General features: G+C 72.5%; 19 protein-coding genes and 1 rRNA gene. 5 read left to right on the top strand and 15 right to left on the bottom strand.

Annotation, left to right across the window (positions count from 1 at the left end):
- From PU704_RS06930 to PU704_RS06945, 4 genes are all read right to left on the bottom strand, one after another.
- Positions 1-302: ribosomal RNA gene (locus tag PU704_RS06930) — 16S ribosomal RNA — on the bottom strand; the annotation flags it as partial.
- Positions 303-844: 542 nt separating this feature from the next.
- Positions 845-4,774: a 1,4-alpha-glucan branching protein GlgB gene (glgB, locus tag PU704_RS06935; RefSeq protein ID WP_277550802.1), complete on the bottom strand. Its 3,930-nt coding sequence runs from the start codon at positions 4,772-4,774 to the stop codon at positions 845-847.
- Between the two features lie 53 nt (positions 4,775-4,827).
- On the bottom strand, positions 4,828-6,597 hold the full coding sequence (treS, locus tag PU704_RS06940) for a maltose alpha-D-glucosyltransferase (RefSeq protein ID WP_047803027.1): 1,770 nt from the start codon (positions 6,595-6,597) through the stop codon (positions 4,828-4,830).
- A 107-nt stretch (positions 6,598-6,704) separates the two neighbouring features.
- Positions 6,705-9,203, bottom strand: a complete 2,499-nt coding sequence (locus PU704_RS06945) for a maltotransferase domain-containing protein (RefSeq protein ID WP_075871263.1) — start codon at positions 9,201-9,203, stop codon at positions 6,705-6,707.
- Positions 9,204-9,347: 144 nt separating this feature from the next.
- Here PU704_RS06945 and glgP point away from each other — a divergent pair, with 144 nt between their 5' ends.
- Positions 9,348-11,945, top strand: coding sequence for an alpha-glucan family phosphorylase (glgP, locus tag PU704_RS06950; RefSeq protein ID WP_277550803.1), 2,598 nt, complete (start codon positions 9,348-9,350; stop codon positions 11,943-11,945).
- Positions 11,946-12,032: 87 nt separating this feature from the next.
- On the opposite strand, the gene glgX is transcribed toward glgP, so the two are convergent.
- Genes glgX through PU704_RS06980 form a run of 6 tightly spaced genes read right to left on the bottom strand, consistent with a single transcriptional unit; the run spans position 12,033 to position 18,514 of the window.
- Positions 12,033-14,252, bottom strand: a complete 2,220-nt coding sequence (gene glgX, locus PU704_RS06955; RefSeq protein WP_277550804.1) for a glycogen debranching protein GlgX — start codon at positions 14,250-14,252, stop codon at positions 12,033-12,035.
- Complete coding sequence (gene rlmB / locus PU704_RS06960) at positions 14,239-15,213, bottom strand: 23S rRNA (guanosine(2251)-2'-O)-methyltransferase RlmB (RefSeq protein ID WP_277550805.1); 975 nt, start codon at positions 15,211-15,213, stop codon at positions 14,239-14,241. Before rlmB ends, glgX begins: the two co-directional genes overlap by 14 nt.
- Before the next feature lie 40 nt (positions 15,214-15,253).
- The gene (cysS, locus tag PU704_RS06965) at positions 15,254-16,684 is read right to left on the bottom strand and encodes a cysteine--tRNA ligase (protein WP_277550806.1); all 1,431 of its coding nucleotides are present in this window, start codon (positions 16,682-16,684) and stop codon (positions 15,254-15,256) included.
- A 35-nt stretch (positions 16,685-16,719) separates the two neighbouring features.
- Positions 16,720-17,211: a 2-C-methyl-D-erythritol 2,4-cyclodiphosphate synthase gene (gene ispF, locus PU704_RS06970; RefSeq protein WP_277550807.1), complete on the bottom strand. Its 492-nt coding sequence runs from the start codon at positions 17,209-17,211 to the stop codon at positions 16,720-16,722.
- A gap of 3 nt (positions 17,212-17,214) precedes the next feature.
- A complete protein-coding gene (gene ispD / locus PU704_RS06975; protein WP_082157313.1) occupies positions 17,215-18,024 on the bottom strand; it encodes a 2-C-methyl-D-erythritol 4-phosphate cytidylyltransferase in 810 nt (269 codons plus the stop codon).
- Between the two features lie 7 nt (positions 18,025-18,031).
- Positions 18,032-18,514, bottom strand: coding sequence for a CarD family transcriptional regulator (locus PU704_RS06980; protein WP_047803020.1), 483 nt, complete (start codon positions 18,512-18,514; stop codon positions 18,032-18,034).
- Between the two features lie 154 nt (positions 18,515-18,668).
- On the opposite strand from PU704_RS06980, the gene PU704_RS06985 reads away from it, so the two are divergent.
- Complete coding sequence (locus tag PU704_RS06985; protein ID WP_277550808.1) at positions 18,669-19,232, top strand: hypothetical protein; 564 nt, start codon at positions 18,669-18,671, stop codon at positions 19,230-19,232.
- A 108-nt stretch (positions 19,233-19,340) separates the two neighbouring features.
- Here PU704_RS06985 and PU704_RS06990 read toward each other — a convergent pair whose 3' ends face one another.
- Entirely contained in the window at positions 19,341-20,021 is a 681-nt protein-coding gene (locus PU704_RS06990) for a response regulator transcription factor (protein WP_047803018.1), read from the bottom strand.
- Positions 20,018-21,286, bottom strand: a complete 1,269-nt coding sequence (locus PU704_RS06995; protein ID WP_047803017.1) for a sensor histidine kinase — start codon at positions 21,284-21,286, stop codon at positions 20,018-20,020. The genes PU704_RS06990 and PU704_RS06995 overlap by 4 nt, the downstream gene beginning before the upstream one ends.
- 215 nt (positions 21,287-21,501) lie before the next feature.
- Here PU704_RS06995 and phoU point away from each other — a divergent pair, with 215 nt between their 5' ends.
- Complete coding sequence (gene phoU / locus PU704_RS07000) at positions 21,502-22,200, top strand: phosphate signaling complex protein PhoU (protein ID WP_047803016.1); 699 nt, start codon at positions 21,502-21,504, stop codon at positions 22,198-22,200.
- Between the two features lie 100 nt (positions 22,201-22,300).
- Here phoU and PU704_RS07005 read toward each other — a convergent pair whose 3' ends face one another.
- From PU704_RS07005 to PU704_RS07015, 3 genes are read right to left on the bottom strand one after another with little or no spacing between them, the layout of a single operon-like run.
- Positions 22,301-23,059, bottom strand: coding sequence for a phosphoglyceromutase (locus PU704_RS07005; RefSeq protein ID WP_047803015.1), 759 nt, complete (start codon positions 23,057-23,059; stop codon positions 22,301-22,303).
- A gap of 56 nt (positions 23,060-23,115) precedes the next feature.
- A complete protein-coding gene (locus tag PU704_RS07010; protein ID WP_047803014.1) occupies positions 23,116-23,430 on the bottom strand; it encodes a DUF2516 family protein in 315 nt (104 codons plus the stop codon).
- A gap of 9 nt (positions 23,431-23,439) precedes the next feature.
- Entirely contained in the window at positions 23,440-24,609 is a 1,170-nt protein-coding gene (locus PU704_RS07015; protein WP_047803037.1) for a trans-sulfuration enzyme family protein, read from the bottom strand.
- Positions 24,610-24,691: 82 nt separating this feature from the next.
- Between PU704_RS07015 and tmk the strand changes: the two genes are divergently transcribed.
- Positions 24,692-25,405: a dTMP kinase gene (tmk, locus tag PU704_RS07020; protein WP_277550809.1), complete on the top strand. Its 714-nt coding sequence runs from the start codon at positions 24,692-24,694 to the stop codon at positions 25,403-25,405.
- Positions 25,402-26,541 (top strand): DNA polymerase III subunit delta', encoded by a 1,140-nt coding sequence (locus PU704_RS07025; protein ID WP_277550810.1) that lies wholly within the window; start codon positions 25,402-25,404, stop codon positions 26,539-26,541. Before tmk ends, PU704_RS07025 begins: the two co-directional genes overlap by 4 nt.
- The last annotated feature ends 6 nt before the right edge of the window (positions 26,542-26,547 follow it).

Here is a 26,547-nt window from a genome sequence, read left to right on the forward strand (position 1 = left end):
ACCCTCTCAGGCCGGCTACCCGTCGTCGCCTTGGTGAGCCATTACCCCACCAACAAGCTGATAGGCCGTGAGCCCATCCAAAACCAGTAAAACCCTTTCCACCCCCCACCATGCGATAAGGAGTAGTATCCAGTATTAGACCCGGTTTCCCAGGCTTATCCCAGAGTCAAGGGCAGGTTACTCACGTATTACTCACCCGTTCGCCACTAATCACCCCCGCAAGCGGGAGATCATCGTTCGACTTGCATGTGTTAAGCACGCCGCCAGCGTTCGTCCTGAGCCAGGATCAAACTCTCCGTCAAAAAACAACGAAAAACATTTCGAACCCGGCCGAAAAGCTGCCGCCACCCCACGGAGGCGAGGCGCACGACAACCATCAACCGATAAAACAATCGGTATCAACAAACATGGCACACTATTGAGTTCTCAAACAACAGACCGGTGAGCGTGTCCCGCTGGACATCCTGCTCCCGGAGTGCTCTGCAACCTTAGCCCTCCCGGTCGGTCCGGTCAATCTCGGGTGAACACTTGGTGACCCGATCGTGACTGGAGCCGCCGTCCGGCGAAGCTCGCGAGCCGCCACCCTAGCACGTCCCCGGCACCTCGCGGCGCGCTGGCCGTCCGGTCCGGAACGATGTGGGTGGGGCGCCGTCCCGTGGTGCTCCCGGAGGAGTTCCTCGCCGCGACGACTTGGAAGAAGTTACCCGGTTCGCCGTTCCCGTGCAACCCGGCTGTTCCGTGCTCCGCAGCACCGGCCGGGAACGGGGAAGGGGCCCCGGTCCGAAGACCCGGGCCCCTTCCCCCCGTGCACCGGTCCCGTCCCATCGGGAGGACCGGCCCGGTCTCAGTGCTCGGCAGGCCTGAGGTACAGCACCGCCAGCGGCGGGACGGTCAGCACGGCGGACGCCGGGCTGCCGTTGTGGGCGCCCTCGGTGGCGCTCACCTTCCCGAGGTTGCCCACGCCCGAACCGCCGAAGTGCTCCGAGTCGGTGTTGAGCACCTCGGTCCAGTCGCCGGCCCACGGCAGACCCAGCCGGAAGTTCTCGTGCGGGTTGCCGGCGAAGTTGGCGACGCACACCAGCGGGTTGCCCTGCTCGTCCCACCGGGTGAAGGACAGCGTGTTGCGCCCGGCGTCGGCGGCGTCGATCCACTCGAAGCCGGCGGGGTTGTTGTCCCGCTCGTACAGCGCCGGGGTGTCGCGGTAGATGGTGTTCAGGGTGCGCACGAGCTCCTGGACGCCCTTGTGCGGCGGGGTCTCGGAGAGCCACCAGTCGAGTCCGTGCTCCTGGGACCACTCGGACTCCTGGGCGTACTCGGTGCCCATGAAGATCAGCTGCTTGCCCGGGTGGGCCCACATGAAGGCCAGGTAGGCGCGGACGTTGGCCAGCTGCTGCCACCGGTCCCCGGGCATCTTGCGCAGCAGGGAGCCCTTGCCGTAGACGACCTCGTCGTGGGAGATCGGCAGCAGGAAGTTCTCCGAGAAGGCGTAGACGAGCGAGAACGTGAGCTTGTTGTGGTGGTAGTACCGGTTGACCGGGTCCTCGGCCATGTACTCGAGGGTGTCGTTCATCCACCCCATGTTCCACTTCAGCCCGAAGCCCAGTCCGTCGGCGTCGGTGGGCCGGGTCACCCCCGGGTACGAGGTCGACTCCTCGGCGATCATGACGATCCCCGGGGTGCGCTTGTAGGCCGTGGCGTTGGCCTCCTTGAGGAACGCGATGGCCTCGAGGTTCTCCCGTCCGCCGTAGATGTTCGGCTCCCACTCGCCCTCGTTGCGCGAGTAGTCCAGGTAGAGCATGGAGGCGACGGCGTCCACGCGCAGCCCGTCGATGTGGAACTCGTCCAGCCAGTAGGAGGCGTTGGCCACCAGGAAGTTGCGGACCTCGTTGCGGCCGTAGTCGGGGATCAGGGTCCCCCAGTCCTTGTGCTCGCCGCGGCGGGGGTCGGCGTGCTCGTACAGGGGCTCGCCGTCGAACCGGGCCAGGGCCCACTCGTCCTTGGGGAAGTGCCCCGGGACCCAGTCCACGATCACGCCGATGCCGGCCTGGTGGAGCTGGTCCACGAGGTAGCGGAACTCGTCCGGGCTGCCGAAGCGGGAGGACGGCGCGTAGTAGGACGTCACCTGGTAGCCCCAGGACCCGCCGAACGGGTGCTCCGCCACGGGCATGAACTCCACGTGCGTGAAGCCCTGCCACGTGAGGTACTCCACGAGCTCCTTGGCGAGGTCCTTGTAGCCCAGCCCCATCCGCCACGAGCCGATGTGCAGCTCGTAGACGCTCATCGGGGCGTTGTGGGGGTCGGTGGCCGCACGGCGGGCCAGCCAGGCGTCGTCCTGGAACTCGTAGGTCGACTCGAAGACGCGCGACGCGGTGGAGGGCGGGACCTCGGTGCCGAAGGCCATGGGGTCGGCCTTCTCCCGCCAGCCGCCGTCCCGGCCGAGGATGCGGAACTTGTAGGTGGCGCCGGAGCCCAGCCCCGGCACGAAGATCTCCCACACGCCCGAGGAGCCGAGGGAGCGCATCGCGTGCTCGCTGCCGTCCCAGCCGTTGAAGTCGCCGATGACCCGCACGGCCTGGGCGTTGGGCGCCCACACGGCGAAGCTCACGCCGGTGATGTCCCCGAGGGCGGAGGGGTAGCGGCGCACGTGGGCGCCGAGGACGGTCCACAGCGTCTCGTGCCGCCCCTCCCCGATCAGGTGGAGGTCGAGCTCGCCCAGCGTGGGCGCGAAGCGGTACGGGTCGTCCATCCGCTGCGGCTCGAGGTCCCGGTAGGTCACGTCCACCCGGTAGTCGGGGATCCGGCCCGGCTCGTGGGCCGGGACCACACCCGTGAAGATGCCGCCCCACTCGTGCTCGAGCTCGAAGGTGCCGTCCTGCGTGACCACGGCGACCGCCGTGGCGAATCGGCGCAGGGTGCGCACCGTGACGCTGCCGTCCGGGCCCAGATGAGCGCCCAGGACCCCGTGCGGGTTGTGGTGGCGGCCCTCGGAGACGGCGGCGAGCACGTGCTCCGGCACGGGGACGGGCCCTGCCGGGGCGACGTCGTGGCCGGTCGCCCGGACGGGGTCGGATCGGTCCTGCGGGGTGCTGGCGGTCACTTCGTCCTCGATTTCCGTTCCCGGTTCCGTCGCAGCGCGCCGCGCGGAACGGGACCTGTCGTCGTCTTGGCCGGTGCCGGATGCGGAGTCCGCGCCGGCGGGTTCAGGGTTCACGCTACGCGACGGCAGATCCTCCAGGAAACGGCGCACCGCTCCGGCCGGCACGCCCAGCCAGTCCGGCCGGTTGCGCTGCTCGTAGACGACCTCGTAGAGCGCCTTGTCCAGCCACAGCGCCCGGAACAGCGGCGAGTCGCGGTCGACGACGTGCCCGGCGCCCTGCTCGTAGCCGGACAGGAAGGCCTCCGCGGTCCGGCGGCCCCACTCCTCGGTGTCCCCCGCCCCGGCGCGCGCCCCGAACGCGGCGGCGTAGTCGAAGGAGCGGAGCATCCCCACGACATCGCGCAGGGCCACGTCCGGCCTGGTGCGCTCCTCGATCGGGCGCAGGGGCTCGCCCTCGAAGTCCAGGACCTTGAACTGGCCCTCCTCCGTCTGGAGCACCTGCCCCAGGTGGTAGTCCCCGTGGATGCGCTGCAGCGGGGGCAGGTCGGTCACGCCGTCGAGGGACCCCAGCAGCGCGTCGAGAGCGTCCGAGTGCTCGGTGAACAGGGACCCGGACTCCGCCCGGGCCCACCGGATGCGCCCGGCGAGGCCGTCCAGCAGGCGGGTGCGGGCCGCGTCGTCGGGGGTCTCCGTGCCGAAGGCGCGCGCCAGGTCCCGGTGCACGCGGGCGGTCGTGCGTCCCAGCTCGCGGGCCTCGTCGGTGAAGTCGGCGCCCTGCTCGGCCGCCTCGACGGCCCGGCCCCAGGCGTCGGCGGAGCCGGCGAGGAACTCGGTGGCCACCGCCAGCTGGCCCTCCGCGGCGGCCAGGCCGGTGCGCCAGCGGGCGTCGAGCCAGCCGAACGTGGCGGGGACCGCGGGGCAGCCGAGAGCGGTGAGTTCGTGGCCGACCTCCACGTCCGGGTTGGCGCCCTCGCCCACCACCCGGAAGAACTTCACGATGACGGCGTCGGCCTGCGCCCGGCCCGGCGGCGGGGTGATGATCACCGAGGAGTTCGACTGCTCGCTGGCGATCACCCGGACCTGCTCGCGGGACTCCACGGCGTAGGGCACGCGCAGCGCGTCCCCGTGCGCACCGGTCAGGGACAGCCCCAGCGGCCCGCCCCCGGCGGTCTCCTGCTGCTGCATGAGCGCGAGCGCGGGGCCCACGAAGGCGGGGTCCCCGACGCCGTCGTAGACCCAGGAGCCGGCCACCGCGCCGTCGGCCCCGGGCACGGGCAGACCGGTGCGGTCGGCCACCGCGCGCCCGGCCCGCGCGGCGCGGTCCTTGAGCTTGCGCGCCGCCCGCAGCGGACCGGGATTCTGTTCCGCGCCCGGCGCGGCCTCCGGCCCGGCACCGGTGTCCGCCGGGGCCGTCGGCTCCGCCACGAGGAACCGCTCCGCGCCCTCGAGGGGCGCCGCGCGCAGGGTCAGCGGCACCTGGAGCAGCTCGGTGCGGTCCCCCGCCGAGGCCTCCACGAGCAGCACCCGGGCCGTGCCGCCCGCCTGCTCCGGCAGGGCGAGCTGGGCGAGGACCCGCAGGTCGGCGCCCGCGCCGCCCTCCGCGAAGGGGAACCACCGCTGCTTCGGCAGCCAGCGCCGCAGGAGGTCGAGGAGCTCGTCGGGGTGCTGGTCGGTCATGGGATCGGGTCCTTCCGGGGCGGGCGAGGTGGTGGCCGGACGCGCGGTCGCGCTCAGGACGTCTTGGCGGGCGTGATGATCGGCAGGGCCGTGGTCTGCGGGTGCGTGCCGTCGTCGCGGCGGGCCGCGCGCAGCCGCAGCCAGAAGAAGTCCTGGCTGCCGAGGGTGATGCGGTACTCCCCGGCCTCGTCCACCTCCCCGAACAGGTCTCCGCCGAAGAGCTCGCGCAGCCCGCGGCCCGCGAACTGCGGCAGCCGGATGCGGGCGCACGCGGGGGTGTGGGCGAGGTTGAACAGGCACAGCACCGTCTCGCCGCGGCCGTCCTCGGTCTCCTCGTCCGGGAGCACCCGCAGGAACGCGAGCACGGAGTCGTGGTCGGTCTCCACGTTGACGTAGCTGCCCAGACCGAACGCCGGGTGCGCCTTCCGCACCGCCAGCATCTGGCGCATCCAGTGCAGCAGGGACGACGACGACGCCAGCTGTGCCTCCACGTTGACCTGGTTGTAGTGGTAGACCAGCGACTGGACCACGGGCAGGTACAGCTTGCCCGGGTCGGCCTTGGAGAAGCCGGCGTTGCGGTCCGGGGTCCACTGCATCGGGGTGCGGGAGGCGTCACGGTCGTCGAGCCAGATGTTGTCCCCCATCCCGATCTCGTCGCCGTAGTAGAGGAACGGGCTGCCCGGCAGGGACAGGAGCAGGGCGTGGATGAGCTCGATCTCCGCCCGGGAGTTGTCCAGCAGCGGCGCCAGCCGGCGGCGGATGCCCACGTTGGCGCGCATCCGGGAGTCCGGGGCGTACCAGCCCAGCATCGCCTGGCGCTCCTCGGTGGTGACCATCTCGAGCGTTAGCTCGTCGTGGTTGCGCAGGAACGTGCCCCACTGGGTCCCGCGCGGGATGTCGGGCGTCTCCTGCATGGTGTCCACGATCGGGGCGGCCTTCTGGTCCCGCAGCGCGTAGAAGATCCGCGGCATGATCGGGAAGTGGAAGCACATGTGGCACTCCGGGTCCTGCTCGGTGCCGAAGTACTCCACCACCTCGTGCGGCATCTGGTTCGCCTCCGCGATGACCACGCGCCCGGGATACTCCTCGTCGATCATCCGGCGCAGCTGCACGAGGAAGTCGTGGGTGCCGGGGAGGTTCTCGCAGTTGGTCCCCTCCTCCTCGATCAGGTACGGGATCGCGTCGGCGCGGAAGCCGTCGATGCCCATGTCCAGCCAGAACTTCACCACGTCGTGGACGGCCTCCACCACGGCCGGGTTCTCGAAGTTGAGGTCGGGCTGGTGGGAGAAGAACCGGTGCCAGAAGAACTGGCGGCGGATCGGGTCGAACGTCCAGTTCGACTCCTCGGTGTCCACGAAGATGATCCGCGCGTCCTGGTACAGCTCGTCCGTGTCCGACCAGACGTAGAAGTCGCCGTAGGGACCGTCCGGGTCCTCGCGGGAGGCCTGGAACCAGGGGTGCTGGTCGCTGGTGTGGTTCAGCGGCAGGTCGATGATCACCCGCAGGCCACGGGCGTGCGCCTCCGCGACGAGCCGCTTGAAGTCGCTGATCGTGCCGAACTCGTCCAGGACCGAGTAGTAGTCCGAGATGTCGTAGCCGCCGTCGCGCAGCGGGGACTCGAAGAAGGGCGGCAGCCAGAGGCAGTCGATGCCCAGCCACTGCAGGTAGTCCAGCTTGTCGATCAGGCCGGAGAAGTCGCCGGAGCCGTCACCGTTGGCGTCGGAGAACGCCCGGACGAGGACCTCGTAGAACACCGCTTTGCGGAACCAGTCGGGGTCGTGGGAGATTCCGGGGGCGTTGAGCGAGAACGGCGAGATGCTCATGCGGGGGTGCCGCCTTTCGGGCAGGTGGGTCGGAGGCCTTCGGGTGGGAAGGGGGCCCTCCCGGGTGGCGATGCCCGGGAGGGCCCCGACGGGGTCCGGAAGGTCCCCTACTTGACGTTGCGCCGGATGTGCAGGACGTGCGCGGGGTCGTGGTGCGGATCGAGGCGCACGTAGTTGTGCGTGCCCCACTTCCAGGAGTGGCCGCTGAGCAGGTCGTCCACCCAGAAGCTGCCGTCCTCGTTGAAGTCGGCGTCGTCCAGGTTCAGGGACTCCAGGTCGAGCCAGACCGTGCCCTCGCGGGTCGCGTGCGGGTCCACGTTGACGACCACGATGATCGTGTCCTTGTAGGCGGACCCACCGTGCCGCACCGTCTTGGTCTTCGTGTACGCGACCAGGGCGTCGTCGGACGTGGACTGCACCGTCAGGTTCTGCAGGTCGCCCAGCGAGGCGTGCCGGCGGCGGATCTCGTTGAGCCGCGTGAGGTACGGGGCCAGGGACTCCCCGCGCTCCTCCGCCCCGGCGAAGTCCCGCGGGCGGAACTGGTACTTCTCGTTGTCCACGTACTCCTCGGCGCCCTGCCGGGCCACGTGCTCGAAGAGCTCGTAGCCGGCGTAGACGCCCCACAGCGGGGAGCCCGTGGCGGCCAGCACCGCGCGGATCCGGAACGCCGCGGGACCGCCGAACTGGAGGTACTCCGTGAGGATGTCCGGGGTGTTCACGAAGAAGTTCGGCCGGTACACCGCCGAGGTCTCGTGGCTGATCTCGTGCAGGTACTCCTCGATCTCCTTCTTCGTGTTGCGCCACGTGAAGTAGGAGTAGGACTGCTGGAAGCCCACCCGGGCGAGGCCCTGCATCATGGCGGGCCGGGTGAACGCCTCGGCCAGGAAGACCACCTCGGGGTGCTTGGCGTTGACGGTGCCGATCAGCCACTCCCAGAACCACAGGGGCTTGGTGTGCGGGTTGTCCACCCGGAAGATCTTCACGCCGTGGGAGATCCACAGCTCCACGATCCGCAGCACCTCGAGGGACAGCCCCTCGGGGTCGTTGTCGAAGTTGATCGGGTAGATGTCCTGGTACTTCTTCGGCGGGTTCTCGGCGTAGGCGATCGAGCCGTCGGCCCGGGTCGTGAACCACTCCGGGTGCGCCGTGACCCAGGGGTGGTCCGGGGACGCCTGCAGGGCGAGGTCCAGGGCGACCTCGAGGCCGTGGTCGGCGGCGCGGGCCACGAACCCGTCGAAGTCCTCGAACGTGCCGAGGTCCGGGTGGATGGCGTCGTGCCCGCCCTCGGGGGCGCCGATGGCCCACGGGGACCCGGGATCCTGGGGCCCGGCCACGAGCGTGTTGTTGGGGCCCTTGCGGTGTGCCGTGCCGATCGGGTGGATCGGGGGCAGGTAGACCACGTCGAAGCCCATCCCGGCCACGGCCTCGAGCCGCTCGGAGGCCGTCCGGAAGTTCCCGGAGGTCCACGTGCCGGTCTCGGGGTCGAGGGCGGCGCCCTCGGAGCGCGGGAAGAACTCGTACCAGGACCCGCGGCCGGCGGCGGTGCGCTCGACCTTCAGCGGATAGCGGCGGCTCTCGGTGACGAGATCGCGCAGCGGACGCTCGGCGACCACGGCCAGGACCTCCGCCGAGGTGCCGGCCTCGAGCCGGTGCTCGGCGGGCAGCTCCTGGTTGCCGAGCGTCCGGGAGGCGGAGCGGAACAGCTCGACGTCGGAGTCCGGGCGCCCGGGCTCCGCGGCGGCGCGGTCGAAGAGCACCACGCCCTCGGCCATCATCAGCTCGACGTCCTGGCCCACGCCCACCTTGATCTCGGCGGCGTGCCGCCAGGTCTCGTAGAGGTCGCCCCAGCCCTCGACGGCGAAGGTCCACGCGCCCTCGGAGGTCGGGGTCAGCCACGCCTCGTAGCGGTCGGTGCCGGCGGTGGTCAGGCGCATGGGCACCCGCTCGGTCTCGGTGCCCTGCGGGTCGTAGAGCACCGCGGTCACGCCGAGGGCGTCGTGGCCCTCCCGGAACACGGTGGCGCCCACCCGGATCGACTCGCCCGGCACGGCCTTGGCCGGGAAGCGCCCGTCCTCGACCACGGGGCTCACGCCGACGATCGGGATCCGGCCGTAGACCAGGTCCTCGCGGGAGAACGCCGACCCGGCGGCCTTCCGGCGCGTCGCCGGGGCCTTGCGCGTGGTCGTGGCCTTCTTCGTCGTCGACGTCCGGGCGGCCGGGGTCTTCGCGGTCGACGTCTTGGCAGTGGAGGTCTTCGCGCTCGACGTCTTCGCGCTCGACGTCTTCGCGGCCGAGGTCTTGGCGCTCGACGTCTTCGGGGTCGAGGTCCTGCGGGCACGGGTGCCGGTCTCCGCGGCGGGGACCACGGAGATGCCCGGCTCGTCCTCGACGGAGGCGGCGTCCGCGGCCGGGGCCTGCTTGGCGGTCGAGGCCCTGCGGCGCGCCGGGGCCTTCTTCGCCGGCTGCTCGGCCGGGACTGCGGTCCCGTCGCCGGGCACGGCCGCCTCGGCGGCGGACGTCGTCGGGGAGTCGGGGGCGGACGTGCCGGCCGGGCTCGCGGCCGGGTCGGACGGGGACGGCGTGTTGGCTTGGCTCACCTGGAACACGTTAGCGACAAACCCCGCGATCGTTAAGCCCGCTGTCGACGCACGCGGCGCTGTTTGCGTCCCCGCGGGCGCGCCCGGCACGCCGGGGCGGCGACCGGGCGACGACACGGCCGGTTCCCGCCGGGTCACCGGTAGTCTGACCGCGTGAAGGCAATCCGTAGATTCACCGTGCGCACCGTGCTGCCGGAGTCCATCGCCCCGCTGAGCCGTCTTGCGAGGAACCTCCGCTGGTCCTGGCACCGGCCGACCGAACAGCTGTTCGCCGACCTCAATCCGCAGGCCTGGGAGACCGTGCACGGCGACCCGGTCAAGCTGCTGGGCTCCCTCACCCGGGAGGAGATCCAGCAGATCGCCGAGGACCCCGCCACCGTGCGGCGGATCGAGGAGCTCGACGCCGACCTGGAGTGCTACCTCACCGACGAGCTGTGGTACCAGAAGACCCAGACCGAGGACGCCCCCCGCGCCATCGCCTACTTCTCGGCCGAGTACGGCGTGACCTCCGTGCTGCCCCAGTACTCGGGCGGGCTGGGCATCCTCGCCGGGGACCACCTCAAGAGCGCCTCGGACCTCGGTGTGCCGGTCGTGGGCGTAGGCCTGTTCTACCAGCACGGGTACTTCAAGCAGTCGCTCTCCCGCGACGCCTGGCAGCAGGAGTCCTACCCGGTGCTCGACCCGGACGGGATGCCCCTGGCCCTGCTGCGGGAGGAGGACGGGACTCCCGCGCGGATCACTCTGCCGCTGCCCAACGGGCGCTCGCTGTCCGCGCAGATCTGGCGCGCCGACGTGGGGCGCGTGCCGCTGCTCCTGCTCGACTCCGACATCCCGGACAACGACGACCACGCCCGCAGCGTCACCGACCGCCTCTACGGCGGCGGCGGCGACCACCGCCTGCAGCAGGAGCTGCTGCTCGGGATGGGCGGGATCCGCGCCCTGCGCACGTTCTCCCGGCTGACGGGAGCGCCGGCCCCGGAGGTCTTCCACTGCAACGAGGGCCACGCCGGGTTCCTGGGCATCGAACGGATCGCGGAGCTCATGGAGCCCTCCGACGGAAGTGAACCGCTGACCTGGGACGAAGCCCTCGCCTCGGTGCGCTCGGCCACCGTGTTCACGACCCACACCCCCGTGCCCGCGGGCATCGACCGGTTCGAGCGGGCGCAGATCGAGCACTTCTTCAACGCCGGTCTCGCCCCGGCCGTCCCCACGGCCAACGTCCTGTCCCTCGGCACGGAGGACTACGACGACGGCGACCCGTCCAAGTTCAACATGGCCGTGATGGGCCTGCGCCTGGCCCAGCGGGCCAACGGTGTGGCCAAGCTGCACGGCGTGGTCTCCCGCGGCATGTTCCGGGGGCTGTGGCCGGGCTTCGACGAGGACGAGGTGCCGATCGGCTCCATCACCAACGGCGTGCACGTCATGACCTGGATCGACCCCCGCATGGCGGAGCTCGCCCTGGACCCGATGGGCTCCGACCTCGACCGGACCGCACGGTGGCGGCGGATCTACGGGGTGGACGACGCCGAGCTGTGGGCGGTGCGCCGGGAGCTGCGCACCCGTCTGGTGGCGGACGTCCGGGCCCGACTGCGGGCCTCCTGGAAGAAGCGCGGTCTCGCGGACGCCGAGCTCGGCTGGACCGACTCGGTCCTCGACCCCGGGGTGCTGACGATCGGCTTCGCCCGCCGGGTGCCCACCTACAAGCGGCTCACGCTCATGCTGCGGGACCCGCAGCGGCTCAAGAAGATCCTGCTGGACCCGGAGCGCCCGGTGCAGCTCGTGGTCGCGGGGAAGTCCCACCCTGCCGACGAGCAGGGCAAGCGGCTGATCCAGGACCTCGTGCGCTTCACGGACGACCCGGAGGTGCGCCACCGGATCGTCTTCCTGCCCAACTACGACATCGCGATGGCCCGGACCCTGTTCCCCGGCTGCGACGTGTGGCTGAACAACCCGCTGCGACCGCTGGAGGCCTGCGGCACCTCGGGGATGAAGGCCGCCCTCAACGGCGGGCTGAACCTGTCGGTGCTCGACGGCTGGTGGGACGAGATGTACGACGGCCAGAACGGCTGGGCCATCCCCACCGCGGACGAGGACGCCCACCCGGACGAGCGCGACGACATCGAGGCGGCCGCCCTCTACGAGCTCATCGAGAACCACGTGGCGCCCCGCTTCTACGGCGAGACCGACGACGCCTCCGAGCCGGGCACGGACGTGGTGCCGCACCAGTGGCTGGCCATGGTCCGGCACACCCTGGCCACGCTGGGCCCCCGCGTCTCGGCCAAGCGGATGCTCGAGGACTACGTGCGGGAGCTCTACGTCCCCGCCGCCGTGTCCGGGCGCCGGGCCGCCGAGGACGGGCACGCCGCCGCGCGCGCGAAGTCCCGGTGGATCGGGCGCGTGCGCCAGGCCTGGGGCCAGGTCTCGGTGGAGCACGTCGACACCGAGGGCGTGGCCCAGGACCCGCAGATCGGCGACGAGCTCTCCGTGTGCGCCTACGTCACCCTCGGCTCGCTGGCCCCGGAGGACGTCTGCGCGGAGATCGGCTACGGCCGCGTCTCGGAGACCGATCACATCCACGAGCGCAAGTACGCGACCCTGCGCCCCACCGGCGAGCTCGGGGGCGGGCGGCACAAGTTCTGCGGGACGATCACCGTGGACCGCTCCGGGCCCTTCGGCTACACCGTGCGGGTGCTGCCGGCCCACCCCCACCTCGCCGACAAGGCGGAGCTGGGGCTCGTGGCGAACGCCTGAGCCCGTCCAGGCCGGACCGGGGCCGGCACGAGCAGGGGCCGCACCCGTGCACGGGTGCGGCCCCTGCTCGTGCCGGGAGGACCCGCTTCAGAGGAGCCGGAACAGGGTGACCGAGTTGGCGGGCACGCCCTGGGGCCGCCCGGCGCGATAGCGGGCGCCGTAGCGGCCGTGCAGCACCGAGGCGGTGCTGTGCACCAGGGCGTAGACGCCGTCCGAGGCCCGCAGCGGGTGCTCCTCCTCGTCGGGGAGCAGCAGCTGCGTGACGTCCGGGAACGTGATCGCCATGTCGGCGCTCGCGCCGTTGACCACCATCAGCCCCGAGACGCGCCCGCCGCAGGAGCCGATCAGCACCTGGATGGTGCGGGCGCCGGGGGCCTGCCAGTCGGTGGCGGTCATGGGCGTCCCGTCCGGGCCGAACCAGTGCATCATCACCTCGTCCGGCCGGGTCGGGAAGTGGGACGGCTGCCCGGCGAGGAACTCCCCGCGCACGGCGACGAGGGAGCGGGTCGCGGCCAGCATCGCCCGGTCCGCCGGGGTGTGGTGCCAGTCCACCCAGGAGAGCTCGTTGTCCTGGCAGTAGGCGTTGTTGTTCCCCCGCTGGCTGCGGCCGAACTCGTCCCCGGCGGTGATCATCGGCACGCCCTGGGAGAAGAGCAGGGTGGCCATGACGTTGCGGGCGGTCTGGGCGCGGTCGGCCCGGATCCGCACGTCCCGGGCCGGGCCCTCGACCCCGTGGTTCCAGGAGTGGTTGTCGTTGGTGCCGTCCCGGTTCTTCTCGAGGTTGGCCTGGTTGTGCTTGTTGTCGTAGGACACGAGGTCGGCCAGCGTGAAGCCGTCGTGGGCGGTCACGAAGTTCACGGAGGCCAGGGCGCTGCGCCCGGAGGCGGCGAACAGGTCCGCGGAGCCGGTGAGCGCCCCGGCCAGGCGTGAGGCGTTGCCCCCGTCCCCGCCCAGGCTCATGCTGCGCGGGCCGGTGAGCCAGAAGTCGCGGACGGTGTCCCGGAAGCGGTCGTTCCAGTCCGCCCAGCCCTCGGGGAAGTGCCCGGTCTGCCATCCGCCCATGCCCACGTCCCACGGCTCGGCGATGAGCTTGGTGCCGAACAGCGCCGGGTCCGCGTTCACGGCGACGAGGAAGGGGTGGTTGCGGGTGAAGCGGTGGCGCTCGTCGCGGGCCAGCTCCGGGGCGAGGTCGAAGCGGAAGCCGTCCACGTGGCAGCGCTCCACCCAGTAGCGCAGGGAGTCCAGAGCCATCTGCACCACGCGGGGGTTGCCGAAGTTCACCGAGTTGCCGCACCCGGTGACGTCCACGTAGCGGCCGTCGTCGCCGTGCCGGTAGTAGGCCTCGTCGCCGAGGCCGCGCCAGCAGTAGGCCGGCTCGCCCTGCCCGGCCTCGGCCGTGTGGTTGTAGACCACGTCGAGGTAGACCTCGAGGCCGGCCCGGTGCAGGTCGCGGACCATCGCCTTGAACTCGTCGAGCACGCCCTGGGGGCCGCGGGCGCGGGCGGCCTCGGTGGCGTAGCCGGCGTGCGGGGCGAAGAAGCCCAGCGTGTTGTAGCCCCAGTAGTTGCTCAGCCCCAGGTTCGTGAGGTGGGGCTCGTCCAGGTGGGCGTGCACGGGCAGCAGCTCCACGGCCGTGACGCCCAGCGTGGTGAGGTAGTCGGTCATCACCGGGTGGGCCAGGCCGGCGTACGTGCCCCGCAGCTCTTCGGGGACGTCCGGGTGCAGGGCGGTGAGGCCCTTGACGTGCGCCTCGTAGACCACCGTGTCCCGCCACGCGGTGGCCGGCGGGCGGTCCTCGTCCCAGTCGAAGTCCTGCTGGGCGATCACGGAGACGTAGCGTCCGCCGTAGGCGTCCGGGCCGGGGTCCTCGACGTCGTCCGGCGCGGCCACGCGGCGCAGGCCCTTCCCGTAGGGGTCGAGCAGGATCTGCTGGTCGGAGGGGTCCGGGCCGCGGCGGCGGGCGGCCACCGGCGAGTCCGCGGGCACGAAGCCGTACTCCGTGCCGACGGGCAGCGCCGGGGCCTCGTCCCGGTGCCTCATGTACTCGAAGCCCGTCTCGGAGAGCCGCTGCTGCTCGGCCGGGGGGATCGTCCCGTGGTGCACCCCGCCGGTGCGTCCGGTCAGCCGGCGCCGCTGCCAGCGCCCGCCCGGCGGCCGGAAGACGATGTCGAGGTCCGGCACCCCGGGGGCGTAGACGGCCACGTTGGCGCTGCCGTCGCGCTCGTGCGAGGGGTGCACCCCCAGCGGGTAGGGGTGGGAGACGTAGGGCCGGCCGGTGTCCTGCCGCCGCGGCTCAGGAACCGGCACGGCGTCGTGACACCTCGTACAGGGTGATGCCCACGGCCATCGAGGCGTTGAGGGACTCCATGGCGGAGTCGATGGGGATGGAGACGACCTGGTCGCAGTTCTCGGTGACCAGCCGGGACAGGCCCTTGCCCTCGGCGCCGACCACGATCACGAGCGGTTCGGTGGCGAGCTCGAGCCCGGGCAGCTGGACGTCGCCGTCGCCGTCGAGCCCGACCACGAAGTAGCCCATGCCCTTGAGCTCCTCGAGCGCGCGGTTCAGGTTGGCCGCCTTCGCCACGGGCACCCGGGCGGCGGCGCCGGCGCTGGTCTTCCAGGCGGAGGCGGTGACGCCCACGGAGCGGCGCTCGGGGACGATGACCGCGTTGCCGGAGAAGGCCGACGCGCTGCGGATGATGGCCCCGAGGTTGCGCGGATCGGTGATGCCGTCGAGGGCGATCAGCAGCGGCGGGCGGCGGATGTGCCGCTTCTCCCACTGGGTCATGAGCCGGCGGGCGGTCTCCACGGCGTCCTCGTACTCGTAGGCGGGCACCTGCAGGGCCACGCCCTGGTGCACGGCGTCGCTGGTGAGCCGGTCGAGCTCGGACTTGGAGGCCTCGAGGATCGTGATCCCGCGCTCGGCGCAGATCTGCAGGATCTCCCGCACCCGGTCGTCCACGTCGATCTTGCTCGCCGCGTGCAGGGCCTTGGCGGGGATGTCCGCCCGCAGCGCCTCGAGCACCGAGTTCCGCCCGGTGACGAGGTCCTCCTGGACCTTGCCCCGGGTGCGGGAGGCAGCGCGGCCGCCCTGGGGCTGGCGGCGCTCGGCGGCCTTCTTCATCTTGTGCGCCTTGTGGTACGGGCGGTCCTCGGCCTTCGGCGTCGGTCCGCGCCCCTCGAGCGCCTTGCGGCCGTGGCCGCCGGTGCCCACGAGGGGGCCCTTCTTGTTCTTGCGGATCGCACCGGGGCGCTTGGGGGCTGGCATGGCATTCCTCTGTTTCGGTCGGTGGTGGGTGGGGGCCGGCTCAGGCCACGGACCAGGCGGCGCCGCCGGCGCCGTCGCGGACCGCGACGCCGGCCGCGGCGAGCTCGTCCCGGATGGCGTCGGCCCGGGCCCAGTCCTTGGCGGCGCGGGCCTGTGCGCGCTGGGTCAGCAGGGAGCGCACGAGGGCGTCGAGGGCGGCGTGCTCGGCGGCGTTGCCGCCGGCGCCGCCGAGGTCCATGAGTCCGCTCAGCCCGAGGACGTCGGTCATGGCCCGCACGGCGCGGGCGGGCGCGGACGGGTCGCCGCCGTCGGCGAGCGCGGAGTTGCCCGCCCGCACGGTCTCGTGCAGGGCCGCGAGGGCCTGGGGCACGTTGAGGTCGTCGTCCATGGCGTCCTGGAAGGCCTCCGGCACGTCGGTGGGCGTCCAGGCGAGGTCGAGGCCGGAGTCCGCGGCGTGGCGCAGGAAGGACTCGACGCGCTCCACGGCGGCGGCCGCCTCGGCCAGGGAGGTGGGCCGGTAGTCCAGCACGGAGCGGTAGTGGGCCTGCCCCAGGTAGTAGCGCACGGCGAGCGGGCGGGCCGCGGCGAGCATGTCCGCCGGGGAGACGGTGTTGCCGATCGACTTGGACATCTTCTCGCCCGCGGAGGTGACCAGCCCGTTGTGCAGCCAGAAGTTCGCGAAGCGCTGCCCGGCCGCGGCCGACTGGGCGAGCTCGTTCTCGTGGTGGGGGAAGCGCAGGTCCAGGCCGCCGCCGTGGATGTCGAAGTGCTCCCCCAGGTACTTCCCGGCCATCGCGGAGCACTCGAGGTGCCAGCCGGGCCGGCCGGCGCCCCACGGGGACTCCCAGCGCGCGGTCTCCGGCTCGCCGGGCTTGTGCCCCTTCCACAGGGCGAAGTCGCGGGGGTCGCGCTTGCCGCGCGGGTCGGCGTCCGGGGCGTCCCGCATGTCGTCCACCGACTGGTGGGTGAGCTCCCCGTAGCGCGCCCAGGAGCGGACGTCGAAGTAGACGTCGCCCGAGCCGTCCGGGGCCGGGTAGGCGTGCCCGGCGTCGACGAGGGCGCGGACCAGGGCGTGCATCTCGGGGACGTGGCCGGTCGCGCGCGGCTCGTAGGTGGGCCGGGCGATGCCGATGGCGTCGTAGGCGGCGTTGAAGACCTGCTCGAACCGGTAGGCCAGCGCCCACCACGGCTCGCGGGGGTGGTCGCCGGTGTAGTCGGGGGCGTACGACGCCGCGGCGTTGGTGAGGATCTTGTCGTCGATGTCGGTGACGTTGCGCACCGTGGTGACCCGGTGGCCGCGGAACTCCAGCCAGCGCGCCAGCAGGTCGAAGACGAGCGCGGAGCGCACGTGCCCGATGTGCGGCATCCCCTGGACGGTGGCACCGCAGTAGTACAGACGCGCCTCACCGGGGTGGACGGGCTCGAAGTCCCGCACGGAGGCGGTGGCGGTGTCGTAGAAGCGCAGAGTCACACGGCCCATCATAAGGGCGCGCGCCCGCGGGCCGGTCAGGCCCCGCCCGCTCCCACGGCGACGACCAGGGCCGTGGCCACGGCCGCGAGCCCCTCGCCCCGGCCCGGGAACCCGAGGTAGTCCGAGGTCGTGGCGCTGACCGTCACGGGGGCGCCGGCGGCGGCGCTGAGGGCGTCCTCGGCCTCCGCGCGGCGGGGCGCGAAGCGCGGCCGCTCGCCGATCAGCTGCACGGCCACGTTGCCGATCTCGAAGCCGGCCGCCCGCACGATCAGGGCCGCCTCGGCAAGAATGTGCAGCCCCGAGGCGCCCTGCATCTCGGGCCGGTCAACGCCGAAGTTGGAGCCCAGGTCCCCGGTGCCCGAGGCCGAGAACAGGGCGTCGGCGGCGGCGTGGGCCACGACGTCCCCGTCCGAGTGGCCCGCGAGGCCGCGCTCCCCCGGCCACTCGAGACCGGCGACCCACAGCGGGGTGCCCTCGGGCCCGAAGGCGTGGACGTCCACGGCGATGCCGGTGCGGGGCAGATTCACGGGTCAGCGCTCCTCGGGGACGGTGACGGTCGAGGGCCCGACGGCGACCGGGACCGTGCCGGCGGCGCCGGGCGCCCGGCCCCGGAGCACGGCCTCGGCCAGCACGAGGTCGAGGGGCCGGGTGATCTTGAAGGCGTGCTCGTGGCCCGGGACCGTCCGGACGGCGACGCCGGGGGCGTGGGTCTCCACGAGCGAGGCGTCGTCGGTGACGGTCTCCGGGTCCGTGCCGGCCTCGGCGGCGGCGCGGTCGACCGCGCGCAGCAGCGCGAGCTCGAAGCCCTGGGGGGTCTGCACCGCGCGCAGGACCGTGCGGTCCACGGTCCCGAGTGAGCGGCCGGCCTCGTCGACCCGGCGCATCGTGTCCGCGACGGGGAGCACCGGCACCACGGCCCGCGCCCCCGAGCGCACGCGCCGCGCCACGGACCGGAAGACCGAGGGCGGGGTCAGGCAGCGCGCGGCGTCGTGGACCAGCACCGCGGCGCACCCGGAGCCCTCCAGCACGGCCAGGGCCGCGCGGACCGACGCGGCGCGGGAGGCGCCGCCGGTCACGGGCAACGCCCCGTGCTCCCGGGCCAGGGCGGACAGTTCGACGTCGCCGGCGGGGACCGTGACGAGCACCCGGTCGGCGATCCCGGCCTCGGCGACGCCGCGCAGGGCGTGCTCGAGCAGGGGGCGGCCGTCCAGCGGCACGAGGGCCTTGGGGATGCCGTGCCCGAGCCGGGTGCCGGACCCGGCCGCCACGACGACGACGGCGAACCCGCCCTCCGAGGAGGGCGGATCCGCCGTCGTGGGCCGTGGCCCGTTCCCGGTCACGGGGAGGTCAGGACGCGAGGATGTCGTCGAGGCGCTTCTCGGCCTCTTCCTCGTCGATCTTCTTGGCGAGGGCGAGCTCGGAGGTGAGGATCTGGCGGGCCTTCGTCAGCATCCGCTTCTCCCCCGCAGAGAGCCCGCGGTCGCGGTCCCGGCGCCACAGGTCGCGCACGACCTCGGCGACCTTCAGGACGTCGCCCGAGGCGAGCTTCTCCAGGTTGGCCTTGTACCGCCGGGACCAGTTGCTGGCCTCCTCGGTGTCCTTCGCCTGCAGGACCGAGATGACCTTCTTCAGCCCGTCCTCGTCGACGACGTCGCGAACGCCCACCAGGTCCACGTTCTCCGCGGGGACCTCGATGACCAGATCGCCCTGGGTCACCTTGAGCTTGAGATACATCTTCTCTTCGCCCTTGATGGTGCGGGTCTTGATCTCCTCGATGGTCGCCGCGCCGTGGTGCGGGTAGACAACCGTCTCGCCAACCTCAAAAACCATATGGAAATACCCCTTTCAGAACGTCCATTCTAACACGGTGTAGGATTCGCCGATCCGCCGTGAACGGCCCCCCGGCGGCCGGCGATGCGGACGATCCGTCGGCAAACGGATAAGCTGATCGGGACATCGTCCTGAGCTCCGAGGAGTACGCGCCGTGAAGACCGCCGCCCGCAAGTCCCTGAAGCGCGCAGGCCTCAGTGCCGCCGCCGTGGCCGCCCTGCTCACCGCCAGCGGGTGCAGCGCCATCAACCCGGTGGCCACCGCCGAGGTGGGCTACGCGCCCGCGGACGGCATCGTGGTGGAGATGGGCGACATCAACCTGACGAACATGCTCATCGTGGCCGAGAGCGCCGAGGCCCCGGGCCGGCTGCTGGGCAGCATCGACAACGAGTCGGCCGAGGACGTGACCGTCACCCTGGACACCGGTGAGGCCACCGCCGAGATCGACGTCCCGGCCGGAGTCACCGTGAAGCTCGAGGAGGGCGAGCCCGTGATTCTCGAGCCGGCCGGCGCCATGCCCGGCCTGATGGTCGAGACCGAGTTCAGCGCGGCCGGCGAGACCCTGATCGACTCCGTGCCGGTGCTCGACCACACCTTCCCCCGCTACGCCGAGTTCATTCCCGGCGGGGCCCCGACCACCCCGGCCAATCCGTCCAACGTCCCGGCGGAGCCCGGCGACGAGGCCTTCGTGGGAGGCCAGCAGGCCGACGAGCACTGATCCGAGGCCGAGGCGCACGGGCAGGGCCCGGGACCCGCGGTGCGGGGCCCGGGCCCTTTCCGGTGCACCGGAGCGGTGCACCGGCGCGGTGGGCGCCGCGGCGGGCGCTCAGGCCTCGAACTTGTAGCCCAGGCCGCGCACCGTGACCAGGTGCCGCGGTGTGGAGGGGTCGGGCTCGATCTTGGCGCGCAGGCGCTTGACGTGGACGTCGAGGGTCTTGGTGTCCCCCACGTAGTCCGATCCCCAGACCCGGTCGATGAGCTGCCCGCGGGTCAGCACCCGGCCCGCGTTGCGCAGCAGCATCTCCAGCAGCTCGAACTCCTTGAGCGGCATCGCCACCTGCTCCCCGTTGACGCTCACCACGTGGCGCTCCACGTCCATCCGCACGGGGCCTGCCTGCACGGTGGCGGTCACGAGCTCCTCGGGCTCCGCCTGGCGGCGCAGCACGGCACGGATCCGGGCCACGAGCTCGCGCGAGGAGTATGGCTTGGTGACGTAGTCGTCGGCGCCCAGCTCGAGCCCCACCACCTTGTCGATCTCGGCGTCCTTGGCGGTGAGCATGATGATCGGCACCGAGGAGCGCTGCCGCACCTGCCGGCACACCTCGGTGCCGGACTGCCCGGGGAGCATGAGGTCCAGCAGCAGCAGGTCGGCCCCGGCCCGGTCGAACTCCGTGACGGCGTCGACGCCGTTGTCCACGACCTGCACCTCGAAGCCCTCCTTCCCCAGCAGGTACGAGAGGGGGTCGCTGAGGGATTCCTCGTCCTCGACGATCAGGATGCGGGTCACTGTCGGTCCTCCGTGCTCCCGGTCCGGCGCGCGGGGGCGGCCGGCCGTGGGGTCGTGGTCACTGGTTCGGGTCGCGCCGTCGGGGGCGCCGGTGGGGCGGACGCGCCGGAGGCCGCCGGGGCGGTGTCCTCGAGCTCGTCGGCGCCCTCGATCTGGGGGATGCGCAGGGTGAAGGTGGAGCCGCGGCCCGGCTGCGACCACACGGTGGCCTCCCCGCCGTGCTGCGACATGACGTGCTTGACGATGCTCAGGCCCAGCCCGGTCCCGCCCGTGCGCCGGGATCGGGCCGCGTCCACGCGGTAGAAGCGCTCGAAGATCCGGTCCTGCTCGTCCTCGGGGATGCCCGGGCCCTGGTCGGTGACCGAGATCTGCGCCATGCCGTCCCGCTCGCGGACGCCGACGCCCACGCGGGTGCCCTCCGGGGAGTAGTGCACCGCGTTGTCGATGAGGTTGCGCAGCGCCGTGACCAGCAGGTCGGGGTCGCCGAAGACGGGCCGGCTCACGCGGCCGCCGACCACCAGCTCGATCCGCTTGGTCTCGGCGGGGAACCGGTTGCGGTCCACGGCGTCGGCGATCACCTGGTTGAGGTCCACGGGCCGGCCCTCGGTGACGACGTCGGCGCTCTGCAGCCGGGAGAGCTCGATGATGTCCTGCACCAGGGCGGTGAGGCGGACGGACTCCTTGTGCAGCCGCTGGGCGAAGCGGCGCACGGCCTCCTCGTCCTCGGCCGCGTCCTCGATCGCCTCGGCGAGCAGCCCGATCGCTCCCACCGGGGTCTTCAGCTCGTGCGAGACGTTGGCCACGAAGTCGTTGCGGATCGACTGCGCCCGGGCGATCTCGGTCTGGTCGTCGGCGAGCAGCAGGATGTACTCCTCGGCGATGGGGGCGACCCGGACGTCGAGCACCACGGCACCGGTCTGGAAGGGCCCCCGGGACAGCTCCACCCGCCGTTCCTCGATGACCCCGCTGCGCCGGGCGCGGCGGATCATCTCCAGCATCTGGTCGTGCACCACCGTGTGCCCCCGGACCAGGCCGAACGCGTAGGCGGCCGGGGAGGCGCGCACCACGCCGTCGACGCCGTCCACCACCACGTAGGCGCGCCCGATCACGGCGAGGACGTCGGCGGTGCCGTCCGGCAGGGTGGGCTCCTGCACGTCGGCGCGGGCGCGGCGTCCGCGGCCGCTCAGCCGCAGGCCGATCAGACCGCTCACGCCCAGGGCGAAGCCGAGCAGGCCGGCGACGACGGCGATGGCAGTTGGACTCACGGATCCAGCTTAGGCTTCCGCCGCCGCGGGGAGGTCGCCCCGGGCGTCACGGGCTACGGGTTCAACGAACGTTCATCCTAAGATGAGCGGAAGTTCACTCCTGGCTGTGACCGTGGCGGCGGGTGTGCTCGCACCTCGCCCCTCGTCATCCGTTCCGCCCCGCGCCGTACCCGGCGGCGGGCCGCGGACGTGCCGCATCTCGAAAGGACACACCCGTGCGCAAGGTTTTCCAGGCAGAACTCCACCAGGTCGGGGAGGAGCTCATCCAGATCGCGACCCTGGTGCGCGAGGCCCTCGCCCGCGCCAAGGACGCCCTCCTCGACGCGGACATCCAGCTGGCCGAGGAGGTCATCTCCAACGACGCCCGGATCGACTTCCTGCAGAACGACCTCGACGAGCGCTCGATCGACATCCTCGCCCTGCAGAGCCCGGTGGCCTCGGACCTGCGGATGATCGTGGGGGCGCTGCGGATGAGCGCCTCCCTCGAGCGCGCCGGGGACCTGGCCCGCCACCTGGCCCAGGCCGTCCGCCTGCGCTACCCGGACCCGGTCATCCCCGAGCCGCTCGTGGAGACGTTCACCCGCATGTTCGACCTCGACCTGCAGATCGTGGACCGCGTCATCCAGGTGCTCCAGACCCGCGACCTCTCCCTCGCCGACGACATCTACGCCCTGAAGGGCGAGGTCAACGCGCTGCACCAGTCGGTGTTCGACGCCCTGGCCGCCCCCACCTGGGACTGCTCGGTGCCCACGGCCGTGGACGTCACCCTGTGCTCCCGCTACCTCGAGCGGATCGGCGACCACGGTGTCTCGGTGACCCGCAAGGTCTCCTACCTCGTGACCGGGGACTGGGTCCCCGCCAGCTCCGACCGCCCGACCGGCCACGGGCACGTGGGCCGCGACGGCGGCGAGTGAGTTCCCGCCCGGGCGCGGCACGGTCCGCGCCCGGGAACGCCGAAGGGCCGGCCCCACCGCAGCGGTGGGGCCGGCCCTTCGGCGTGCTGCGGTGCCGGGCCTACTTCTTGCCCTGGTTGGCGACCGCCTTGATCGAGCTGGCCGCGGCCTCCGGGTCGAGGTACTCGCCGCCGGCCACCACGGGACGCAGGTCCTCGTCCAGCTCGTAGTAGAGCGGGATGCCCGTGGGGATGTTCAGCGCCGCGATGTCGTCGTCGGAGATGCCGTCCAGGTGCTTCACCAGCGCGCGCAGCGAGTTGCCGTGCGCCGCCACGAGCACGGTGCGCCCGGCCTGCAGGTCGGGCACGATCTCCTGCTCCCAGTAGGGCATGAAGCGGTCGAGGACGTCCTTGAGGCACTCGGTGCGGGGGGCGTCCTCCACGTCGGCGTACCGGGGGTCCCCGGCCTGGGAGTATTGGTCGGAGTCGTCCAGCTCGGGCGGCGGGACGTCGTAGGAGCGCCGCCAGGTCATGAACTGCTCGTCGCCGTACTCCTCGCGGACCTGGGTCTTGTCCTTGCCCTGCAGGGCACCGTAGTGGCGCTCGTTGAGCCGCCACGACCGCTTGACGGGGATCCAGTGCCGGTCCGCCCGGTCCAGCGCGAGGTGCGCCGTGGTGATCGCCCGGCGCAGCAGCGAGGTGTGCAGGACGTCCGGGGCGATACCCTTCTCCACGAGCAGCTCACCGCCGCGGACGGCCTCCTCCCGGCCCTTGTCGGTGAGGTCCACGTCCACCCACCCGGTGAACAGGTTCTTCTCGTTCCAGTCGGACTGTCCGTGACGGAGCAGGACGAGCTTGTACGGTGCTGATTCGGTAGCCATGGCCCCATTCTTCCATCCGGGCACGAGCCCGGGACAAGCGGGCGCCACGGGGCGGGTCACCAGCTGTTGGGACCCTTGGACTCCAGGCCCACGGCCGGGCGGACGTCGGCGAGGTAGACGCCCACGGCGGTGCCCGCGATGAGCAGGACGAAGAGGCTGGGCCGCAGCAGCAGCAGGGTGAAGACCGTGAACGCGAGGGACCCCCCGGTCAGGGCGAGCCAGAAGCCCTTGGTGCGCTTGAACGCGCGCTGGAACTGCACCGGCGCCTTGGTCAGGCAGTCGACGAAGGCCCACACGGCCAGGCCGGCGACGACCAGCGCGAGGGCGATGTCGATGAATCGCACGAGATAGAAGACCCAGGGAATGTCCACGGTCCCAGCCTACCGGTCGATCGCGGACAGGGCGCGGTCGAGGTCCTCCCAGAGGTCCTCGACGTTCTCGATGCCCACCGACAGGCGCAGCAGCGTCTCCGGCACGCTGCGCGGCTCCTCGTGGTGCCGGCGCCGGCGCTCGATCAGCGACTCGACCCCGCCGAGGGAGGTCGCGGGGGTCCACACCCGCAGGCGCTCCACCGCCGCCTCGACCGCCTCGACGTCCCCCGCGGGGACGATGGCCACGATCGCGCCGAACCCGTCCATCTGCGCGGCGGCGCGCTCGTGCCCCGGGTCGCCGGGCAGACCGGGGTAGCGCACCTCCAGCACGGCCGGGTGCTCCTGCAGCCGGCGGGCGAGCTCGCCCGCCGTCGCCGCGGAGCGCTCGATCCGCAGCGCGAGGGTCCGCATCCCCCGCAGCGCGAGCCACGCCTCGAACGGTCCGGGGATCGCCCCGTGCAGCGAGCGGTGGGCCTTCAGCCGGTCCCACAGGCCGGCGTCGGAGGTGACGGCCGCCCCCAGCACGACGTCGGAGTGCCCGGCCAGGTACTTGGTCACGGAGTGCACGACCACGTCGGCGCCGTGCTCCAGCGGGCGCTGGACTAGGGGTGTGGCGAAGGTGTTGTCCACGCACGTGAGCACACCGCGCTCCCGCGCCGCGGCGAGCAGCGCCGGGAGGTCGGCGACCTCGAGCATGGGGTTGGTGGGGCTCTCGAGCCACAGCAGGTCCGCGGCGCCGAGGGCGGCCAGGACCTCCTCGGTGTCCGCGACGTCCACGGTGACGATCGTCAGCAGCCCGCGCGCCTCGAGGTCCTTGGCCAGGGCCAGGGAGCCCTGGTAGCTGTGCCGGGGCATGACCAGGCACCCGCCCGCGGGGACGAGGGACAGCACCGAGGCGATCGCCGCCAGGCCCGACGCGTAGAGCAGCCCGGGCCGGCCGGCCCCCTCGAGCCGGGCCAGGACTCCCTCCATGTCCTCCCACGTGGGGTTGCTGTAGCGCCCGTAGGCGCGGTCGGCGGCGTCGAGGCCGCCGGAGCCCCGGTACGTCGAGGTCAGGACGATGGCGGGCCCGACCGGGGCGTCGTGCTCCGGTGCGGGCCGCCCGCCGGCCACCACCACGGTGTCCGGGCGCAGGGCGTCGGTGGAGTGGGCGGACGGGGTCTCGGGGCGCGCAGTCATGGTCACAGGCTAGCGGCCCGCCGGGTCCCCAGCGGCAGAGCGCGGAGCGCTCCCTGTCCCCCGCGGTCGATAGGCTGGTGGGGTGACCTCCCGACCGGCTCCCGCCCCGCCGTCCTCCTCCGCCCCGGAGCGCTCCCCCGCGCCCGCCCGGCGCGGGGTCTTCGTCGTGTTCGAGGGCGGGGACGGCGCCGGGAAGTCCACGCAGGCCCGCCTGCTCGCCGACGTGCTGTGCGCGGAGGGGCACGACGTCGTGCGCACCCGGGAACCGGGCGGCACCCCCCTGGGCGAGCGGGTGCGCGCCCTGGTCCTGGACCCGGCGCACGGCCCGGTGGACGCCCGCACCGAGGCCCTGCTGTTCGCGGCCGCCCGCGCCGCCCACGTCGAGCAGCTCATCCGCCCCGCCCTCGCGGCCGGGCGCACCGTGGTCTGCGACCGCTACGCCGACTCCTCCGCCGCCTACCAGGGCGCCGGGCGCGGGCTCGGGGTCGACCGTGTCGCGGAGCTCAACGCCTGGGCGACCGCCGGCCTCGTGCCCGACCTCACCGTGCTGCTGGACGTCCCCGCGCCCACGGGCCGCACCCGCCGGGAGGCCCGCGACGGCGGCGCCGGCGACCGCCTGGAGCTCGAGCCCGACACCTTCCACGACGCCAACCGCGAGGCCTTCCTCGAGCTGGCGGCACGGGCCCCGGGCCGCTACCTGGTGCTCGACGCGACCCGGCCCGCCGAGGAGCTGGCGGCCGCCGTCCGGAACCGCCTGGCCGCGCTGCCCCGGACCGCCGCGGAGGTGGCCTCGTGAGCGTGTGGGACCAGCTCCTGGGCCAGGAGGCCGTGGTCGGGCAGCTGCGCCGCGCGGCGCAGGAGGACCGCCCCACCCACGCGTGGCTGTTCACCGGTCCGCCGGGCTCCGGCCGGTCCAACGCGGCCCTGGCCTTCGCGGCGGCGCTGCTGTGCGAGCAGCAGGACCCCGCCGACCGCGGCTGCGGGCACTGCCACGCGTGCCGCACGGTGCTGGCCAGCTCGCACGCCGACCTCACCCACTTCGTCACGGAGAACCCGCAGATCACCATCGACGAGGCCCGGGAGCTCGTGGTCCGCGCCCAGGACCGGCCGTCGGTGGGCCGCTGGCGCGTGATGGTGGTCGAGGACGCCGACCGGATGGTGGAGCGCACCTCCAACGTCATGCTCAAGGCCATCGAGGAGCCCCCGCCGAACACGATCTGGCTGCTGTGCGCCCCCAGTCCGATGGACGTGCTCGTGACCATCCGCTCCCGCTGCCGGCCCGCCACGCTGAAGGTCCCGGCGGTCGAGGACGTCGCGGAGCTGCTCATCCGCCGGCACGGGGTGCCCCGGCAGCGGGCGCAGGAGAGCGCCCGGCTCGCCCAGTCCCACGTCGGCATCGCCAAGCGGCTCGCCCTCTACGACGACGCCCGGTCGCGGCGGCAGGAGGTCGTGTCCATCCCCCTGAAGCTCTCCGGGGTGCCCGACGCCGTGCGCGCCGCGGACCGGCTGCACAAGATCGCGGTCGAGGAGTCCCAGGCGGACGCCGAGGCCCGCAACGAGTCGGAGCGCAAGCAGCTGCTCGTGGCGCTCGGAGCGCCCGAGTCGGGCCGGGTGCCGCCGGCCATCCGCGGCGCGCTGAACCGGCTCGAGGCGGACCAGAAGCGGCGCTCCCGGCGGATCCAGACCGACACCCTGGACCGCTTCCTCATCGACCTCACCACCTTCTACCGGGACGTCCTGACCCTGCAGCTGCGCACGGGCTCCGGTCTGGTCAACGAGCACCTGGCCCAGCAGCTGCAGGACCACGCCTCCAACGCCACCCCCGAGCAGACCCTGCAGCGCATCGACGCGATCAGCCGGACCCGCGACCGGATCCGCACCAACGTCAGTGCGCAGCTCGCGTTCGAGGCGATGGCCGTCTCCCTGCTGTAACCCCGT

Source organism: Kocuria oceani, assembly GCF_029524215.1.
Lineage (GTDB): Bacteria > Actinomycetota > Actinomycetes > Actinomycetales > Micrococcaceae > Kocuria > Kocuria oceani.

Coding starts and splice junctions, on each gene's coding strand:
- rlmB (WP_277550805.1), bottom strand. CDS start 15,213: ATGCCAGCCCCCAAGCGCCCCGGTGCGATCCGCAAGAACAAGAAGGGC.
- PU704_RS06980 (WP_047803020.1), bottom strand. CDS start 18,514: ATGGTTTTTGAGGTTGGCGAGACGGTTGTCTACCCGCACCACGGCGCG.
- treS (WP_047803027.1), bottom strand. CDS start 6,597: ATGAGCATCTCGCCGTTCTCGCTCAACGCCCCCGGAATCTCCCACGAC.
- glgB (WP_277550802.1), bottom strand. CDS start 4,774: ATGACCGACCAGCACCCCGACGAGCTCCTCGACCTCCTGCGGCGCTGG.
- PU704_RS07015 (WP_047803037.1), bottom strand. CDS start 24,609: ATGACTGCGCGCCCCGAGACCCCGTCCGCCCACTCCACCGACGCCCTG.
- PU704_RS07005 (WP_047803015.1), bottom strand. CDS start 23,059: ATGGCTACCGAATCAGCACCGTACAAGCTCGTCCTGCTCCGTCACGGA.